Source organism: Phenylobacterium sp. (assembly GCF_036495085.1).
Classification (GTDB): Bacteria; Pseudomonadota; Alphaproteobacteria; order Caulobacterales; family Caulobacteraceae; genus Phenylobacterium.
The window spans coordinates 1-15,663 of record NZ_DASXNL010000073.1 but is presented as its reverse complement, the minus strand read 5'-3'; the positions used below and the strand labels follow the sequence as shown (position 1 = coordinate 15,663).

18 protein-coding genes and 1 tRNA gene are annotated in these 15,663 nt (G+C 66.3%); 7 read left to right on the top strand and 12 right to left on the bottom strand.

From position 1 onward, the window contains the following. Nucleotides 1-1,280 (bottom strand): alpha-amylase family glycosyl hydrolase (locus VGI62_RS08830; protein ID WP_331504106.1); only part of this gene is annotated, 1,280 nt, incomplete at its 3' end. 5 nt (nt 1,281-1,285) lie between these two features. Further along, nucleotides 1,286-1,909, bottom strand: a complete 624-nt coding sequence (locus tag VGI62_RS08825; RefSeq protein WP_331504105.1) for an ATP-dependent Clp protease proteolytic subunit — start codon at nt 1,907-1,909, stop codon at nt 1,286-1,288. A 209-nt stretch (nt 1,910-2,118) separates the two neighbouring features. Between VGI62_RS08825 and VGI62_RS08820 the strand changes: the two genes are divergently transcribed. Both VGI62_RS08820 and VGI62_RS08815 read left to right on the top strand, forming a co-directional pair. After that, on the top strand, nt 2,119-2,394 hold the full coding sequence (locus VGI62_RS08820) for a DUF4242 domain-containing protein (RefSeq protein WP_331504104.1): 276 nt from the start codon (nt 2,119-2,121) through the stop codon (nt 2,392-2,394). A 20-nt stretch (nt 2,395-2,414) separates the two neighbouring features. Continuing rightward, nucleotides 2,415-3,437: a GlxA family transcriptional regulator gene (locus tag VGI62_RS08815; protein WP_331504103.1), complete on the top strand. Its 1,023-nt coding sequence runs from the start codon at nt 2,415-2,417 to the stop codon at nt 3,435-3,437. On the opposite strand, the gene VGI62_RS08810 is transcribed toward VGI62_RS08815, so the two are convergent. Then, entirely contained in the window at nt 3,434-4,909 is a 1,476-nt protein-coding gene (locus VGI62_RS08810; protein WP_331504102.1) for a M20 family peptidase, read from the bottom strand. The genes VGI62_RS08815 and VGI62_RS08810 overlap by 4 nt on opposite strands. A 253-nt stretch (nt 4,910-5,162) precedes the next feature. Here VGI62_RS08810 and VGI62_RS08805 point away from each other — a divergent pair, with 253 nt between their 5' ends. Beyond that, complete coding sequence (locus VGI62_RS08805) at nt 5,163-5,948, top strand: SDR family oxidoreductase (RefSeq protein ID WP_331504108.1); 786 nt, start codon at nt 5,163-5,165, stop codon at nt 5,946-5,948. A gap of 36 nt (nt 5,949-5,984) precedes the next feature. On the opposite strand, the gene VGI62_RS08800 is transcribed toward VGI62_RS08805, so the two are convergent. The 3 genes from VGI62_RS08800 to VGI62_RS08790 form a co-directional block, all read right to left on the bottom strand. Continuing rightward, entirely contained in the window at nt 5,985-6,407 is a 423-nt protein-coding gene (locus tag VGI62_RS08800; protein WP_331504101.1) for a GFA family protein, read from the bottom strand. A gap of 107 nt (nt 6,408-6,514) precedes the next feature. After that, a complete protein-coding gene (locus VGI62_RS08795) occupies nt 6,515-7,183 on the bottom strand; it encodes an O-methyltransferase (RefSeq protein WP_331504100.1) in 669 nt (222 codons plus the stop codon). Continuing rightward, complete coding sequence (locus tag VGI62_RS08790) at nt 7,183-7,548, bottom strand: VOC family protein (RefSeq protein ID WP_331504099.1); 366 nt, start codon at nt 7,546-7,548, stop codon at nt 7,183-7,185. The genes VGI62_RS08795 and VGI62_RS08790 overlap by 1 nt, the downstream gene beginning before the upstream one ends. Before the next feature lie 67 nt (nt 7,549-7,615). Between VGI62_RS08790 and VGI62_RS08785 the strand changes: the two genes are divergently transcribed. Then, nucleotides 7,616-8,383, top strand: coding sequence for a helix-turn-helix transcriptional regulator (locus VGI62_RS08785; protein WP_331504098.1), 768 nt, complete (start codon nt 7,616-7,618; stop codon nt 8,381-8,383). Here the strand turns inward: VGI62_RS08785 and VGI62_RS08780 are convergent. After that, nucleotides 8,337-9,539, bottom strand: coding sequence for an aminotransferase (locus tag VGI62_RS08780; RefSeq protein WP_331504097.1), 1,203 nt, complete (start codon nt 9,537-9,539; stop codon nt 8,337-8,339). The two genes, VGI62_RS08785 and VGI62_RS08780, sit on opposite strands and share 47 nt — an antisense overlap. 11 nt (nt 9,540-9,550) lie before the next feature. On the opposite strand from VGI62_RS08780, the gene VGI62_RS08775 reads away from it, so the two are divergent. After that, the gene (locus VGI62_RS08775) at nt 9,551-10,051 is read left to right on the top strand and encodes a GNAT family N-acetyltransferase (RefSeq protein WP_331504096.1); all 501 of its coding nucleotides are present in this window, start codon (nt 9,551-9,553) and stop codon (nt 10,049-10,051) included. A 6-nt stretch (nt 10,052-10,057) separates the two neighbouring features. On the opposite strand, the gene trhA is transcribed toward VGI62_RS08775, so the two are convergent. The 3 genes from trhA to VGI62_RS08760 form a co-directional block, all read right to left on the bottom strand. Continuing rightward, a complete protein-coding gene (gene trhA, locus VGI62_RS08770; RefSeq protein WP_331504095.1) occupies nt 10,058-10,726 on the bottom strand; it encodes a PAQR family membrane homeostasis protein TrhA in 669 nt (222 codons plus the stop codon). A 51-nt stretch (nt 10,727-10,777) separates the two neighbouring features. After that, the gene (typA, locus tag VGI62_RS08765; protein ID WP_331504107.1) at nt 10,778-12,610 is read right to left on the bottom strand and encodes a translational GTPase TypA; all 1,833 of its coding nucleotides are present in this window, start codon (nt 12,608-12,610) and stop codon (nt 10,778-10,780) included. A gap of 503 nt (nt 12,611-13,113) precedes the next feature. Beyond that, complete coding sequence (locus tag VGI62_RS08760) at nt 13,114-14,019, bottom strand: N-formylglutamate amidohydrolase (RefSeq protein WP_331504094.1); 906 nt, start codon at nt 14,017-14,019, stop codon at nt 13,114-13,116. Between the two features lie 147 nt (nt 14,020-14,166). Here VGI62_RS08760 and cpdR point away from each other — a divergent pair, with 147 nt between their 5' ends. After that, a complete protein-coding gene (cpdR, locus tag VGI62_RS08755) occupies nt 14,167-14,523 on the top strand; it encodes a cell cycle two-component system response regulator CpdR (RefSeq protein WP_331504093.1) in 357 nt (118 codons plus the stop codon). 72 nt (nt 14,524-14,595) lie between these two features. Continuing rightward, nucleotides 14,596-14,670 (top strand) — tRNA-Val (locus tag VGI62_RS08750). A gap of 81 nt (nt 14,671-14,751) precedes the next feature. On the opposite strand, the gene VGI62_RS08745 is transcribed toward VGI62_RS08750, so the two are convergent. Continuing rightward, nucleotides 14,752-15,150: a DUF6491 family protein gene (locus VGI62_RS08745; RefSeq protein WP_331504092.1), complete on the bottom strand. Its 399-nt coding sequence runs from the start codon at nt 15,148-15,150 to the stop codon at nt 14,752-14,754. 55 nt (nt 15,151-15,205) lie between these two features. Beyond that, nucleotides 15,206-15,663: FAD-dependent oxidoreductase (locus VGI62_RS08740; protein ID WP_331504091.1), on the bottom strand; the 458-nt coding region annotated here is incomplete at its 5' end.

Here is a 15,663-nt window from a genome sequence, read left to right as displayed (position 1 = left end):
GCGGCCGGCAGCCAGGGCGTCCCGGTGGTGAAGCCCAAGGCGGGGCCTGGCGCCCAGGGCATGGGCGTGCGACACCCGTCGCGGCCGCCGGAGTAGGGCCAATAGAGATCACCGACCGGATCGCGCAGCTGATCGCGGGTTAGGCTCGCTTGGGGCAGGCCGAGCTCTTCGCCCTGGTAGATGAGCGTCGTGCCCTTCAGGCTGAGCAGCAGGGCGAAGAGCAGGTTCGCCAACTCCGGCGCAGGTCGGTCGCCGCCGAACCGGCTGACGGTGCGCGGCACGTCGTGGTTTGAAAACGAGATGGTCGGCCAGTGGGCCGGGTAGTCGCTCAGCGTTGCGTAGTGGTCGTTGAGGAAGCTCGGCGTCAGCTTCCGGGCCAGCAGCAGAACGAAGGTATAGGCCGAATGCAGGCCTTCGGCGGGCGAAAGATAGGCCCCGCAGCGCTCTTCCTCCTCGGAGAATTCCCCGAAAACGAAGCGATCGCCTCCGTCCGCGCGATTGTGCGCTTCTACGCGGCGGCGGATGACGTCCAGGATCTCGACATTCTCAGGCAGATTGGAGTCGAAAAGGTGCCGCTGCAGGTTGCCTGCATGGGACCAGTGATAGCCGCCCCGTTGCGCCGGCGGGACCGGTGGGTTGTCCGCAAGCGCTGGGTCATGAAGGAACGTGCCGGCGACATCCAGCCTGAAGCCGTCGACGCCCTTGGCGAGCCAACGGTCCAGCACTGAAAGGGCCGCCTCGCGGGCGCCGGAGCTGCGCCAGTTCAGCTTTGGCTGCTGGCGCAGGAACTTGTGGTGGTAGTGCTGGCGTCGGGCCGGCTGGTAGGCCCACGCGGGTCCGCCGAACACGGAGAGCCAGTTGTTGGGCGCGGTGCCATCCGCCTTGGGGTCGGCCCAGACATACCAGTCCGCCTTCGGCCCGTCGCCCCCGCCGGTCATGCTCTCGACGAACCAGGGATGCTCATCGGAAGTGTGCGACAGCACCTCGTCGAGAACCACCCGAAGGCCCTTGGCATGGGCGGCGTCCAGCAGGCGCTGGAAGTCCTCGGCCGTACCGTAGTCGGGTTGTACGCCCTCGAAATCGGCGACGTCGTAACCCCAGTCGCGGTTCGGGGAGGGGTGGATCGGCGACAACCAGATCCCGTCCACCCCAAGGCTCCTGATATAGTCGAGCTTCGCCTCAACGCCGGGCAGGTCGCCGTACCCGTCGCCGTCCGAGTCAAAAAAGCTGCGGACATAGACGTGGTATAGGACAGCGCCCCGCCACCACGCCCGGACCACCTAGGTCAGACCTCGCTGGTGTCGTGGATGATCCGCGAGACCACGCCGTAGTCGATGGCTTCCTCGGCGCTCATCCAGAAGTTCCGCTGGGTGTCCTTGACGATACGCTCAACCGGCTGACCAGTCTCCTTGGCGATCATCCGGTTCACGCGGTCGCGCATCTTGATGATCTGCTCGGCCTCGATCTGGATATCCGAGGCTTGTCCACGCATGCCGCCGGCGGGCTGGTGCAGCAGGAAGCGGGTGTTGGGCAGGCAGAGACGGTTTTCCTTCTTGGCGCCCAGGAAGATGTGAGCGCCGGCGCTGGCCACCCAGCCGGTCCCGATCGCCTTCACCTCGACGCCGCAGAAGCGGATCATGTCGTGGATGGTGTCGCCGCTTTCCACGTGGCCGCCGGGCGAATTGATGATGATCCGGATCGGCTTGTCGTTTTCAGCCGCGAAGGCGGTGATCTGGGCGGTGACCCGTTCGGCCAGCCGCATGTCGATCTCGCCGAAGACCAACACCGTACGCGATTTGAACAGCGCGTTCTGCACCGGCCCCGCGGTCATGGGCATGTCGGGCTGACGGCCCTTGTCCTCGTCGTCGCCTTCTTCGTCGTCCAGCCAGCTGGTGTAGATTTCGCGCATAAAGATCCTCGTGAATTCCAGTGTCCGGAACGTGCGTCGCCGGAGCCTTCGCCGCAAGGGGCGCCGCGCCGATTGTAAGGGACTGGCCTTCTGTCCGCCCTGGGCGCGCCGTGCGCAATCGCCCCTCTTCGATGTCTGTATCGCCGCCTTCCGCATACCGGCGTTCGTAGTCAGTTTGTCGAGCTCCCCGAAACAGTGAGGCCTATCTAATGAAGAAGTACATCATCGAGCGGAATATCCCGGGCGTCGATAAGCTGTCGCCGGAAGAGTACAAAGGGGCCGCGGCCGCCTCCAACGTGGCCCTGACCCAGCTCACGCCGCGAGTCCAATGGGTGGAGTCCTACGTGGCAAAGGACAAGACCTTCTGCGTCTACCTCGCCGAGGACGAGGCGGTGATCCTCGAACACGCCAAGCTGAGCGGCTTCCCGGCGAGCAAGATCACCGAGGCCTGCCGCAAGATTGACCCGATGACAGCGGAGGGCTGATCGGGATGGAGGGGCGGTCGATGCTGGATGTAACGGTCGTCCTGCTGGACGACGGGCCAACGTCCACGGCCATCATGCCGGTGGAGATATTCTCCTACGCCGGCGTGCTGTGGAACGACCTGCACCACCGCCCCCCAGAACCCGCCTTCAGGGTACGGACCGTGTCGATCGACGGGCTGCCTATCCGCAGTCCCTACGGCCTGCACCTCGCACCCGAGGGGAAGATCGCCGATGTCAAGCGGACCGACATCGTCATCGTGCCGACCTCCGGCCTGGAGCTCGACCCGAAGTTCATCGAGAACCACGAACTCTTGCCCTGGCTGCGCCGCCACTATGAGCAGGGCGCCTATCTGGTCGGGGTCTGCATGGGCGCGGCCTATCTGGCCGAGGCCGGTTTGCTCGATGGCCGCATCGCCACCACCCATTGGGCGGTCAGCGACCAGCTCGCGGTCCGCTATCCCCTGGTGGATTGGCGACCGGACATGTTCGTCACCGAAGACAACCGCCTGCTCTGTAGCGGCGGCATCTCCGGCTCCAATGACGTCAGTCTCTACTTGGTCGAGAAGCTCTGCGGCCACGAAGTCGCGGTGCAGTGTGCGAAGTCGCTTCTGCTGCCGATGCCACGGACCCACCAGACCGGCTTCGCGATGCTTCCGGTCTCGAAACCGCACGACAACGGAAAGATCCGCGAGGCCGAGGCCTTCCTGCAGGCGAATTTCCGCGAGTGTGTTGCGATCCCATCCCTGGCCGAGCGGGCGGGGTTGGGCGTACGGACCTTCGTGCGACACTTCAAGGCGGCCACCGGGCGCCTGCCCGCCGACTATCTGCAGGCGGTGCGCATCGAGGCTGCGAAGACCATGCTGGAGCGCGACGCCAAGCCTATCCAGTCGATCAGCTCGGACGTCGGATACGACGACGTGGCCTTCTTCCGCAGCCTTTTCAAACGAGTCACCAAGATGACGCCGACCGAATACCGCGCTCACTTCGCGCCTTTGAACGTGCGCGGCCAGGCGACCATCGATACGTCGTCGAGCGTGGCCTAGCTCGCCGCCGTCGCGATCAGGCGGGCATAGAACTGCACGCTCTGCTCGAGGTTCTTGAGCGTGAGATGTTCGTTGGTGCCGTGGATCATGCCGGTGTCCCTGATGGAGAAATCCATCGGCTGGAACCGGTAGACGTCGGTGGCGACCCCTTGCATGTAGCGGCTGTCGGTGCCCGCGGTAACCAGGCTCGGCGCGACGGGCGCGCCGGTCACCTTGCCGGCCACGGCGGCAAGCACTTTCCAGCCGTCCGAGCCAGTGGACGAGACTGGTGAGGGCTCCTCGGGCCTTGCGACCCAAGACAGCACAACCGGCAGCGGGCCGACCGCACCCTTCGCCCGCGCCATGACGCCGGCCGAGGTGTCGCCGGGGGCGATGCGGTAGTTGATCCAGGCCATGGCGTCCTGCGGCAGCACATTCTCCTTCGGGCTGCCCTTCAGCATGGTCGGCGCGATGGTCGTGTGCAGCAACGCCGCCCCGGCCGGGCTGGCGGCGATCTGTTTGATCAGCAGCGGCTTGAAAAGCCAGGTGTTGGCCACCGCCATCCGCACGGGGAAGGGGGCCTTTGGCGCCAGCGTGCGCAGCATGTCCGCACCGGGCCCGCGGAAGTTCATGGGAAAGCCATGGTCGGCGATGGCCGTTACGGCGCGGGACAGCGCCACCACGCCGCCGCCATCGGCGGGCGGGGCGGAGGAGTGGCCGCCCTCGGCCTTGGCCGTGACCACGAGGGTCGCATAACCTTTTTCCGCCGTGCCGATCATGGCCAGACGACCGTTGGTCACGGGATTGTCGGCGATCACAGCCAGGCCCTCGTCGACCACGAACTGCGCCTTAATCCCGCGCGACTGGAGCAAGGCCGCTGCGGCGCGGGCGCCGGCGCCACGCACCTCTTCGTCCTCGCCTGAGACGATCAGCACCGTGCGCCTTGGACGGAACCCCTGTTTCGCCAAGGCCTCGACACCTTCAAAGAGGGTGATCAGCGAGCCCTTGTCATCGATCGAGCCACGCCCCCAGACCGCGCCCTCGGCGATGGCCCCGGAGAAGGGGGGGTGGGTCCAGTCGGCCTCGGTCCCGGGGGTGACAGGCACCACGTCCTGGTGGGCCATGAGCACGATCGGCGCCAGCGCCGGATCGGAGCCCTTCCATGTGTAGACGAGCGTATTGTTGGCGACGATCTCGCGGGTCATGGCGGCGTGCGCAGCCGGATAGGTCGCAGCCAGGAAGTCGTGCAGCCGCGTCCACTCGGCGGGCTGGTCTTCGGCCCGATCCTGATGGCTGACGGTCTGGATCTGCACCGCCTGCGACAGGTGCTGGGCGGCTGCCGGCACATCGACCGAGATCGCGGGCGCGACCTTGACCGCGGTGGTGTCCGCCGAGGCTGGAGCCTTGAAGGTGAAGGTCCTGACCAACACTACGGCGATCAGCACAGCAAAGACCAGGACGATCCCGAGCGCGATCCGGCCCAACGTACGCATGCGAGCAACTCCCCCGATTTGGCGCGGTAAGCCTAGAGCGCCCCCCGGCGGTTGTCGCTGATCGCCTACGGCCAGAAGCAGCCCTGACCCGCAGGCCTTCCTGGGGGGCCGCTTCCCCGCGGCTTGGCCCGGCCTCGTTCCGATGGGGCGATCACTTGCTCCCGGAGCCCGCTTGACCTCGGGACACCCGGCATCGCAAATGGCCGCAAAATCAAACGAACGTTTTAGAGGAGCGTCCCCGATGAGCGATGTGATGGACAAGCCGAACGCCTTGACCGGCAACCTGTTCGACCTGACAGGCAAGGTGGCCGTGATCACCGGCTCGTCGCGCGGCATCGGCAAGGCCATCGCCGAGCAGATGGCCGCCCACGGCGCCAAGGTGGTGATCTCCTCGCGCAAAGCCGGCCCCTGTGAAGAGGTCGCCGCGGCGATCAACGCCCGCAGCGCCGGCCACGCCATCGCGGTTCCGGCCAACATCTCCTCGAAGGACGATCTTCAGCGGCTGATGGATGAGACCAGGAAGGCGTTCGGCAAGATCGACATCCTGGTCTGCAACGCCGCTTCGAATCCGTACTACGGCAGCCAGCTGGACATCACCGACGACGCCTTCACCAAGATCCTGGCCAACAACATCGTGGCCAACAACTGGATGATCGGGATGGTCACGCCGGAAATGAAGGAGCGAAAAGACGGCGCGATCATCATCGTCTCATCGATCGGCGGCCTCCGCGGCTCGACGGTGATCGGAGCCTATTGCATTTCCAAGGCCGCCGACATGCAACTCGCCCGCAATCTGGCGCAGGAACTGGGGCCCCATAACATCCGGGTCAACTGTATCGCGCCAGGCTTGGTGAAGACCGACTTCGCCCGGGCGCTTTGGGACACCCCGGAAGGCGAGAAGCGCGCCAGTTCCGGCACGCCGCTGCGCCGCCTCGGAGAGCCCGACGACTTGGCCGGCGCCGCAGTCTACCTGGCCTCACGCGCCGGCGCCTGGACGACGGGGCAGACACTCGTGGTGGACGGCGGCAGCACCTGCTGAGACGCCCCCGCCTCCCGCCGCTTCAGGCATGGGCGCCTAATCCGCGATCATCTCGTTGGAGCCGCCGAAGGCCTCTGGGAAGTCCTTGAATTTCGGCAGGCCGTCTTTCATCCGAAGTACGGTCTCCTGGTAGTTCACGTGCAGGCCAGGCTGGAAGTCGAGCGTCGGGATGGTGGCGGCGAAGACGTCAACCACGCCCAGCGGCGGGTGGTCGGTCATCAGGTGGCCGCCACACTTGGCGCAGGATTTCCGGTAGCTCACCTCGGTCTTGTTGTAGGTGATGATGTGCTCGCCGCCCTGCGAGACCTTCACGTCCTCGGGCCGCCATAAGCTGAAGGCGTTCACCGGCCCGCCTGACCAACTGCGGCACGAACTGCAGTGGCAATAGCCCATCCCCTGCGGCTCACCGCTCACTTCCAGTTTCACCGCGCCGCAGAAGCAGCTTCCAACGTGGGTCATGGCAGATCTCCAGATAGCTGAACGCTGTTAGTTAGACCGCATGACGCGTTATCTGGGTAGGCGTCGAGAATGACATCCGAAGGGGGCGATTGCGACAAAGCTTCGCCTTAGGCTCGGACCATCATCTCCAACCCGCCGTCAAAGGGCAGGGTCATCGTGCGCAGGCCGTTCGCGGCGTCGTCGACGAATTCAAAGAACCGAGCGTAGCTGTGGCGCACCCGAGTGGTGTTGTCGACGACGACCACGCTGCCGGAATGCAGGTGTGGGGCGATCAGTTCGATCGCCGGCCGCGCCATTTCGGTCCAGATGTCCATCAGCACGAAATCGACCGGACCCTCGATCACCTTGAGCGTCTCGCGCAGGTCGCCCTCGCGCAGGTCGATGAGGTCGGTAAAGCCGGCGCGCGCGAAGTTCGCACGCGCGGCGGCGGCCTTGGTGGGCTGATGCTCCGTGCCGATCACCACGCCGCCACGGATCTCGCGTACTGCTGCGGCCAGATAGAGCGTGGAGACACCGAACGAGGTGCCCACCTCAACGACCCGCCGTGCGCCGACCGCACGGCACAGCAGATGGCAGAACTCGGCCTTCGGCGGCTCCAGCGCCACGAGCTTGTCGGCCATGTAGCGATGCGATGTCTCGTCCAACCCATCCCAGGAGAGCTCGCCGCGCTTGGCGCGCTCGGAGAACCAGGCGCTGGTTTCGGGCTCTTGGGCGGTGCTTTGCGCGTGCAGCCGGTCGACCAGCGCCTGCAGCGCGGGATCGGCCAGGACCCCCATCACGCGGCGTCCCGCATATACTTCATGGCCCCGGCGACGTTTCCCTCGCTGTCCCTAAAATAGATCAGCTCGCCGACCGTCTCGATGACGACGGGCTGCATGAGGATCGTTCCGCCGTTCGCCTCGATCGCCGCGACCGTGGCAGGGATGTCGTCGACGGCGAAGGTGATCTCCAGCCCGGGCATCTTCTGGCCCTCGATATCGCGCCGGCCTTGCAGGGCTCCCCCTACGCCGGCCGCGTCGGTCAGGTAGAAGCCGGGCGGTCCCCAGGGCGTGAAGGTCCATCCGAAGACGGCCTCGTAGAATTTTCGACCGCGGGCGACGTCGTCGGCGTTGATCGAGAAGTGGCGCAGGGTCGCGGGCATGGCGGGGTCCTCCGTAGCCCACGCTAAGGCTTCGATTAGCGGCGCGCTTGCGCTAGTCTGACGAATGATGTCGCCATCACGACAAATCGAGCCCGATCCCGACGGCTATCCGGTGCGCGGCCTGGCCCAGACCTTTCGCACCGGTTCCCGGCTCGATGTCCACATCCATCCATGGGCGCAACTGGTCTATGCGGTCAGCGGGGTGATGCAGGTGGAGACACCGCACGCCGCCTGGCTGGTGCCGCCCACTCGCGCCATCTGGCTGCCGCCGAACATGCCCCATGGGATCGAGATGCGCGGCACCGTCGCCATGCGAACCCTTTACCTGACGCCGGTCGATCCCGAGGGCCGCCTCGCGAAATGCCGGGCGCTGGAGGTGGCGCCACTTCTGCGCGAGCTGATTTTGCACATCGTGCGGCTGGGCATGCTGAGGCAGGACAACCCCGAGCACGAGCGGCTGGGCGGCCTCTTGATCGACCTTCTGGCTGTCGACGAGACTCCGCCACTGGACTTGCCGTTGCCGAAAGATCCCCGAGCGCGCGGCCTGGCTGAGCGGGTCCTGGCCAATCCGGGCGACGAGCGGACCCTGGCCGACCTGGCCAAGGGCTCGGGCGCAAGCCTGCGGACCCTGCAGCGTCTGTTTTTCTCCGAAACCGGCCTGCCGCTGGAGGCCTGGCGTTGTCGCGCGCGCATGCAGCAGGGCGTGGTGTCGCTGAGCGCCGGCGCCTCGGTCACCGCCGCGGGGCTGGAAGCCGGCTACCAGAGCCCCAGCGCCTTCATTGCAGCGTTCAGGCGGGCGTTCGGGGTGACGCCGGGGCGCTATCGGCCGTCTTAGGGGAAAGCTCGCGGGCCTTCGCCAATCGCTCAATCCCGGCGTCCAGGGTTTCGTCGCGTTTGGAGAAGCAAAGCCGCACGATGCTGGTGACCGGAGCTTCCTCGAAGAGCGCCGAGACCGGGATCGCCGCGACGCCGGCGTCCTTGACTGAGCGCAGGCAGAAGTCGCGGTCGCCCAGCGCGACCCCTGAAGCCGCCAGGTCGACGTTCAGGAAATAGGTCCCTTGCGAACCGAGGACCGCGAAACCCTCACGGATCAGGCCCTCGGTCAGGCGGTCACGCGACCGCTCCAGGTCGCGCGGCATCTGGACGAACCAGTCCTCGGAATTCTCCAGGCCCCAGGCCACGGCGCTCTGAAGGTTGGGCGGCGTCGTGAAGGTCAGGAACTGGTGGGCCCGGGCGAGGCTGTGGGTCAGCACCGGCGCGGCGCACAGGAAGCCGACCTTCCAGCCGGTGAGGCCGAACATTTTTCCGGCCGAGCCGATCTTCACGCACCGCTCGCGCATGCCGGGGTAGGTGATCAGCGGTCGGTGGCGCGCATTGCCGAACACCACCTGCTCCCAGACCTCATCGCAGATCGCGGTGACGTCGTGGGCGACGCAGAACTCGGCCAGCAGCGCCAGGTCCTCATGCGGCAGCACCGTGCCGGCGGGATTGTTCGGGTTATTGAGAACCACGAAACGGGTACGTTCGCTGAAGGCCGCCTCCAGCGTCGCGCGGTCGAAGCGCCAGAGCGGCGGCCTCAGGCTGACGAGCTTCGGCACGCCACCGGCCCGGCGGATCAGCGGCAGGTAGGCGTCATAGACGGGCTGGAAGACCACCACCTCGTCGCCGGGCTCGATAAGGCCCAGGAAGGCGGCCGCCAGGGCCTCGGTGGCGCCCGAGGTGATCGTGACTTCGCTGAGCGCATCGAGGTCGAGACCTTGGGTGCGCCCATAGTGACCGGCCACCGCCTGGCGAAGTTCCGGCAGCCCCGCCATCGGTGGATATTGATTGTAGCCGTTCAGGATCGCGTCGGCGGCCTTGGCGCGGATCGACTCGGGGCCCGGGTCGTCGGGAAAGCCCTGGCCGAGGTTTACGGCGCCCAGGTCCCTGGCCAGGCCCGACATCTCTTCGAACACGGTCATCGGCAGGGTTGAGAAGATCGGGTTGGCCATTAGATCATCTCATGAAAGCTGAGCTTCGCTTTCATGCCCATTCCGGAGCGCGTCCGTCCATGGAGATCGTCGAGTTCAAGTCGGAACACGCTGCCGCCTTCAAGGCGCTCAATGAGGCCTGGATCTCCAGGTATTTCGTCCTGGAGCCCAAGGACCGGGAGGTCCTGGACGACCCGCAGGGCACGATCCTCGCCAAGGGCGGTCGGATATTCATCGCCATGGAGGGCGCAGAGCCCGCCGGCTGCGTTGCGCTCCTCAAGATGGCCGACGGCGGCTACGAGGTCGCCAAAATGACCGTCTCGGAAGGCCTCCGTGGTTCGGGCCTGGGGCGGATGCTGATGCAGCGTTGCATCGACGCCGGCGCCGCCGATGGGGCGCGGCGGCTGTACTTGGAGACCAACTCGGGCCTGGCTCCGGCTCTTGGTCTCTATCGCGCCATGGGGTTCACCGAGCTCGCGCCAAGGAGGACCGCCTACGCCCGGGCGGACGTGTTTATGGAGCGGACTTACTGATCCGCCTCAGCGGGTGGCCAAGACCACACCCACCAGCACCGCGGCCCAATGGGTCGCTGCGGCGGCCACCACATGTCCGTGCCAGATGGCCCGGGAGAACTTCAGGCGCCTGTTCACATAGAAGATCACGCCGGTCGAATAGAGCACCCCACCGGCCACCAGCAGGAGCAGCGCGACCCAGGTGACGTGGTCGATCAACGGCTTCAGCGCCACCACGACCAACCACCCCAACGCCAGATAGACGGCTGCGCCAAGCCGACGATCCAGGACCGGAACGAAGATCTTGGCGAGCGCGCCGATGATCGCCAACGTCCAGATCGCCGCCGTCATGCCCCAGGCCCAGGCGCCTGTCAGATTATGGATGGTGAAGGGCGTGTAGGAGCCGGCGATCATCAGATAGATGCCGGCATGGTCTAGCCTGCGCAGCACCGGCCGATAGCGCGCCTTGGCGAAGTTGTAGGCGGTGGAGAAGGCCAACATGGCGATGACGCCCGCCGCATAGATCGAGACGCCGACGACACGGGTGATAGATCCCGCGCGCACGGCCAGCGCGAGCAGGACGATCCCGCCGACCAGGGCCAGGGTAAGGCCGACGACATGCACGACGAGGTCGGCGCATTTGGCCGCCGAGGTCGGATAGTGGCGGGGCGGTTTGACGGGGCCGACGAGGGTCATGGACGATCTCCGCAGGGGCTTCCCTCCTGTCGCCCCCGGGGCGGAGGCTGTCTAGTCTTCCTTGACGCGCTTCTTGCGGAAGGAGGGGTTGAGCACCTTTTTGCGCAGGCGGATCGACTTAGGCGTCACCTCCACCAGTTCGTCCTCCTCGATATAGGCGATGGCCTGTTCGAGGGTGGGGCGGCGTGGTGGCGTCAGGCGCACGGCCTCGTCCTTGCCAGAGGCGCGGACATTGGTCAGCTGCTTGGCCTTCATCGGGTTGACGTCGAGGTCGTCGGCGCGGCTGTTCTCGCCGATGATCATGCCTTGGTAGGTCTTCTCGCCGGCGCCGACGAACATGGTGCCGCGCTCTTCCAGGTTCCACAGAGCGTAGGCCGCGGTCTCGCCGTCGGAGTTGGCGACCAGGACGCCCTTGCGTCCGGCGTCGATCGCGCCCTTGTATGGCTCGTAGTGGCTGAAGACGCGGTTCAGGACGCCTGAGCCGCGGGTGTCGGTCAGGAATTCGCCCTGGTAACCGATCAGAGAGCGCGACGGCGACATCAGGCTGATGCGGGTCTTGCCGGCGCCGGACGGGCCCATGTCCTTCAGCTCGGCCTTCCGGGCCGAGAGCTTCTCGATGACGATGCCCGTGAATTCCTCGTCCACGTCGATCATCACGTCTTCAACGGGCTCGAGGCGCTCGCCGGTCTCGGGATCGGTCTGAAAGACCACGCGCGGACGGCTGATGGAAACTTCGAAACCCTCGCGGCGCATGCTCTCGATCAGCACGCCGAGTTGCAACTCGCCGCGGCCTGCGACCTCGTAGGCGTCCTTCTCCGCGGTTTCACTGACGCGGATGGCGACGTTGGACTCGGCTTCCTTCAGCAGGCGCGCGGCTATGACCCGGCTCTGCACCTTGTCGCCTTCGCGCCCGGCGAGCGGGCTGTCGTTCACCGACACCGTCATGGAGATGGTCGGAGGGTCGATGGGCTGGGCGGGCAGCGCGTTGGTGACTTCAATGGCGCACAGCGTGTCGGCCACGGTCGCTTTGGAGAGGCCGGCGATGGCGACGATATCGCCGGCTTCTGCGTCCTCGATCGGCTGGCGCTTCAGGCCGCGGAAGGCCAGCACCTTGGTGATCCGGCCGCGCTCGACCTCCTTGCCGTCGAGACTGAGCGCGTGGATGGCCAGGCCCGGCGTCGCCTTGCCGCTCTCGATGCGGCCGGTGAGCAGACGGCCCAGGAACGGGTCGTTCTCAATCAGAACGGAGAGAATCTGGAAGGGCTCGTCCTTGCGAGCGACCGCCTTGGGCTCCGGCACGTGCCGGACAATCAGGTCGAACAGCGGGGCCAGATTGTCGTTGGGCTTGGCCATGTCCAGCGTCGCCCAACCCTGCTTGCCCGAGGCGTAGAGGTGCGGGAAGTCGAGTTGCTCGTCTGTCGCGCCCATGGCGGCGAAGAGGTCGAAAGCGTCGTTCAGCACCCGGTCTGGGTCGGCGTGCGGGCGGTCGACCTTGTTCAGGCAGACGATCGGGCGAAGGCCCATCTTCAACGCCTTGCCGAGCACGAATTTGGTCTGCGGCATGACGCCTTCCTCGGCGTCGACCAGCAGAACGCAGCCGTCCACCATGCCGAGGATCCGCTCCACCTCGCCGCCGAAGTCGGCGTGGCCGGGGGTGTCGATGATGTTGATCCGAGTGTCACCGGCCTCGCCGTGCCACAGCACGCTGGTGCACTTCGCCAGGATGGTGATCCCGCGCTCGCGCTCCTGGTCGTTCGAATCCATGGCGCGTTCGGCGTGCGCTTCGTTGGCGCGAAACACTCCGGACTGGGCGAGCAGTTGGTCCACCAGCGTGGTCTTGCCGTGGTCGACGTGGGCGATGATGGCGATGTTGCGGAGCGACATGAGATTTTGGGGAGGTGTCTCGGAGGCGAGGAAGGCGCGCTTGTAGGGGAGACGGGGCACAATCGCCAGCTTGAAGTCGTTGGCTGCGACCCTGCGGCCGCGATAAGGAAACCGGTATCTTGTGCGCTGCAACCTAAATGGGGTTCCGATAGGGGCGCGCAAGGGCTGGAAAATCCTCGGGTTTTGACCGGAACCCTTATGAAAACGCAGGTTTTTCTATCATAAACACTTGCGCTGTTGTGCACCGCACCGTACATTGTGTCTGTGAGGCGTCGCTGACGCCTCTGCCCTTCCTGGGCGTTTCCTCCCTATGAACTGCCGCGGCTTCGGCCGCGGCTTTTTTTTTGGCCTGAACCCATCGTTTGCGTCAGTCCGGAAGCCGGATCGCCGCCGTTCCTCGCCCAGAGTCGAGAGCGCCCCGCCGGCCTCAGCGGTCGTCGCACCTCGCCGGGGGTTCAGCGACCTGGCTCATAGGGACCCGGCGCGATCGCGATGTTCCGTGTTCACCTCGCTCCAAGCGCGCTCCAGTCGGCGCCGGCAAGCGCACGGGTAAGGCGCTCCAGGTTGGCCTTGAGCCGTTCGAAATTCGGCGTGGGAGTCAGCGTCGCCTCGTCGAGATAGAGCCCGCGGTTGATCTCGATCTGCAAGGCGTGGGTGCGTCGGGCCGGACGGCCGTAGTGCTCGGTGGTGTAGCCGCCGGCGTAAGGGGTGTTGCGCGCCACCCGATAGCCCATCGCTTCCAGTTCTCGCTCGACGCGCTGGGTAAGGGCCCCCGCACACGCGGCTCCGAAGCGGTCGCCCAGCACGAAGTCGCAGGGGCGGTCTCGTCCGCCGGCCTTGGCCGCCGCCGCGGGCATGGAGTGCCAGTCGATCAGGACCGCGAATCCGTGTGCTCGGCGCGCTTCGGCGAGCAGCCGCGCAAGAGCCGCGTGGTAGGGCCGGTGCGCACCTTCGATCCGATGCCGCGCCTCGGCGAACATCAGCTTGCGCGCATAGATCTCCCGGCCTTCGGAGACGATGCGGGCGATCGCGCCCAGGCCGGCGGCGACCCTCGCGGTGCGCGCGCGTGCGAACTCCGGCAGCTCGTCTTCGAACATTCCGGGGTCGAGTTCGAAGGCCTCCCGGTTGAGGTCGATGTAGGCGCGGGCGTAGTGGGCGGTGATCACCGCGGCGCCCAATTGCGGCGCCGAGGCGATCAGGTCGTCGACGAAGGCGTCCTCCGAGCGGCGAATCGTCTGGGTGTCCAGGGCGGCTGCAGACATCATGTCGTCGGGATAGTCTCGCCCGGAATGTGGGGAGGCGAACACCAGGGGCGTCGGCGGGGCTGCGCCTTCCGCGGCTGCACGCCACAAGCCGAATGACGCCCGCGCAGGCACATCCTCGGTGGCGACAGGCTCCCAGGCGTTCATCGAATCTATTGAACGCCCAGCTTCGGCAAGGGTCAAAGGGTTCATCGCGCCTTTACGCTTGTGACTCTATGGTTGCCCTTCGCCCGGTCACTCAGGCGTCCAGTCAGTCAGGCGTCCAGTCACCCTCCCGTGCATTCGAAAAGCCCTATGTCCCGCATCCTCCTGGCAGAAGACGACGATTCCCTGCGCGGGTTCCTTGCCCGCGCGCTTGAACGCGCCGGCTACGAGGTGACCGCCTGCGCCGACGGGGAAGAAGCCGCGGCGATTCTGGACCAGGACTGGGACCTGCTTCTGACCGACATCGTGATGCCCGGCATGGACGGGATCGAGGTGGCGCGCCAGGCGGCCGCCATTCATCCAGGCCTGCGGATCATGTTCATCACCGGCTTCGCAGCCGTGGCGTTGGCTGCGGGCGACCAGGGACCTCCTGGCGCCAAGGTGCTGTCCAAGCCTATCCACCTGCGCGAGATCGTCTCCGAGGTGGAGCGGATGATCGCCGCGTAGGGATCCCTAAGCCCATGCTTGCGCGGCGGGGGTCTCATCGGTATATCCCCGCCTTCCCGAGACGATGGCCATGGACGCGTAGCTCAGCGGGAGAGCACCTCGTTGACATCGAGGGGGTCACAGGTTCGATCCCTGTCGCGTCCACCATCCTCCTGATCCAGCTACGGACCACCCTTCCAAAATCCCGGATGGCGCTGCCACTGCGCCGGCGCTCTCTTGTTGCGGCGTCTAGGGCTTAGCGCGGCGTGGAAGGGCGGCGATTTCCTCCGGCGTCAGCTTGCGGACACTGCGAACGGCGCAGCGTTGCGGTCCGATCTGGGAATGGCTGATCACCGTAGCGTCCATGCCGGTGCAGATCATGGAGCCGGAGCGCGAGATCAGGGCGATGCGCTGATTCCAGTCGATGTCCTGGCACGGGCCGAACATCTCGAACTGGAAGACGTCACGCACGCCCACCCTGATGTTGAGGGTGTGATTGTCGGCGGCTGCGAAGCCGTCGGCGTTGCGGGTCCAGAAGCACTGCCGGCCGGCGGCAGGCGACTTGGCGGCCTCGTCGGCAGCTGACGACGTGGCGCTGAGCGCCAGGAGCGCCGCAGCGCCGACGATCATGGCGGTTTGGGTGTTCATCCCTGGTCCTCACCATCGTGTCCCGAGCCTAGCCTATGGAGGCGCGCTGAACGGCCTATGAACCGCGCTTGGCCGCGCGGCGGGCGAACCGCGAAGGATCGACAATAGCGGCCAGCGGCTCGGGCAAGGGGGAAGGCGCGGCCATGGCCAGCGCCACCACATGCTCGGCCAGCAGGGGAGCAAGCGTGAAGCCCCGCGCTCCGAAACCGCAGAGGACGAAGAGTCCAGCCGCGCCGGGGACTCCACCTGCGACGGGAAGCCGGTCCGGGGTCGCGACGCGGATCGACGCACGACCCTCCAGGGGCTGGTTTTCCAGCCGTGGGGCGAGGCCGGGCAGGCCTTCGGCCAGGGCCCGCAGGTTGCGGCGGTGGTCATCGGGCCGGACGTCGCAGGCGACGTCGTCCCGGTCGTGGGTGGCTCCGAAAAGCACACCGGCGCGGGTCGGGATCGCATACCCGCCGAAGGCGACCGCCTGAGGTGGGGCGGCAAGGTGCGTCCAACTTGCCTGCCCCC

What these genes read in the sequence shown, in the direction of transcription:
- VGI62_RS08825 (WP_331504105.1), bottom strand. Translation starts at nt 1,909, where the DNA reads ATGCGCGAAATCTACACCAGCTGGCTGGACGACGAAGAAGGCGACGAC.
- VGI62_RS08820 (WP_331504104.1), top strand. Translation starts at nt 2,119, where the DNA reads ATGAAGAAGTACATCATCGAGCGGAATATCCCGGGCGTCGATAAGCTG.
- VGI62_RS08815 (WP_331504103.1), top strand. Translation starts at nt 2,415, where the DNA reads ATGCTGGATGTAACGGTCGTCCTGCTGGACGACGGGCCAACGTCCACG.
- VGI62_RS08810 (WP_331504102.1), bottom strand. Translation starts at nt 4,909, where the DNA reads ATGCGTACGTTGGGCCGGATCGCGCTCGGGATCGTCCTGGTCTTTGCT.
- VGI62_RS08805 (WP_331504108.1), top strand. Translation starts at nt 5,163, where the DNA reads ATGGACAAGCCGAACGCCTTGACCGGCAACCTGTTCGACCTGACAGGC.
- VGI62_RS08800 (WP_331504101.1), bottom strand. Translation starts at nt 6,407, where the DNA reads ATGACCCACGTTGGAAGCTGCTTCTGCGGCGCGGTGAAACTGGAAGTG.
- VGI62_RS08795 (WP_331504100.1), bottom strand. Translation starts at nt 7,183, where the DNA reads ATGGGGGTCCTGGCCGATCCCGCGCTGCAGGCGCTGGTCGACCGGCTG.
- VGI62_RS08790 (WP_331504099.1), bottom strand. Translation starts at nt 7,548, where the DNA reads ATGCCCGCGACCCTGCGCCACTTCTCGATCAACGCCGACGACGTCGCC.
- VGI62_RS08785 (WP_331504098.1), top strand. Translation starts at nt 7,616, where the DNA reads ATGTCGCCATCACGACAAATCGAGCCCGATCCCGACGGCTATCCGGTG.
- VGI62_RS08780 (WP_331504097.1), bottom strand. Translation starts at nt 9,539, where the DNA reads ATGGCCAACCCGATCTTCTCAACCCTGCCGATGACCGTGTTCGAAGAG.
- VGI62_RS08775 (WP_331504096.1), top strand. Translation starts at nt 9,551, where the DNA reads ATGAAAGCTGAGCTTCGCTTTCATGCCCATTCCGGAGCGCGTCCGTCC.
- trhA (WP_331504095.1), bottom strand. Translation starts at nt 10,726, where the DNA reads ATGACCCTCGTCGGCCCCGTCAAACCGCCCCGCCACTATCCGACCTCG.
- typA (WP_331504107.1), bottom strand. Translation starts at nt 12,610, where the DNA reads ATGTCGCTCCGCAACATCGCCATCATCGCCCACGTCGACCACGGCAAG.
- VGI62_RS08760 (WP_331504094.1), bottom strand. Translation starts at nt 14,019, where the DNA reads ATGAACGCCTGGGAGCCTGTCGCCACCGAGGATGTGCCTGCGCGGGCG.
- cpdR (WP_331504093.1), top strand. Translation starts at nt 14,167, where the DNA reads ATGTCCCGCATCCTCCTGGCAGAAGACGACGATTCCCTGCGCGGGTTC.
- VGI62_RS08745 (WP_331504092.1), bottom strand. Translation starts at nt 15,150, where the DNA reads ATGAACACCCAAACCGCCATGATCGTCGGCGCTGCGGCGCTCCTGGCG.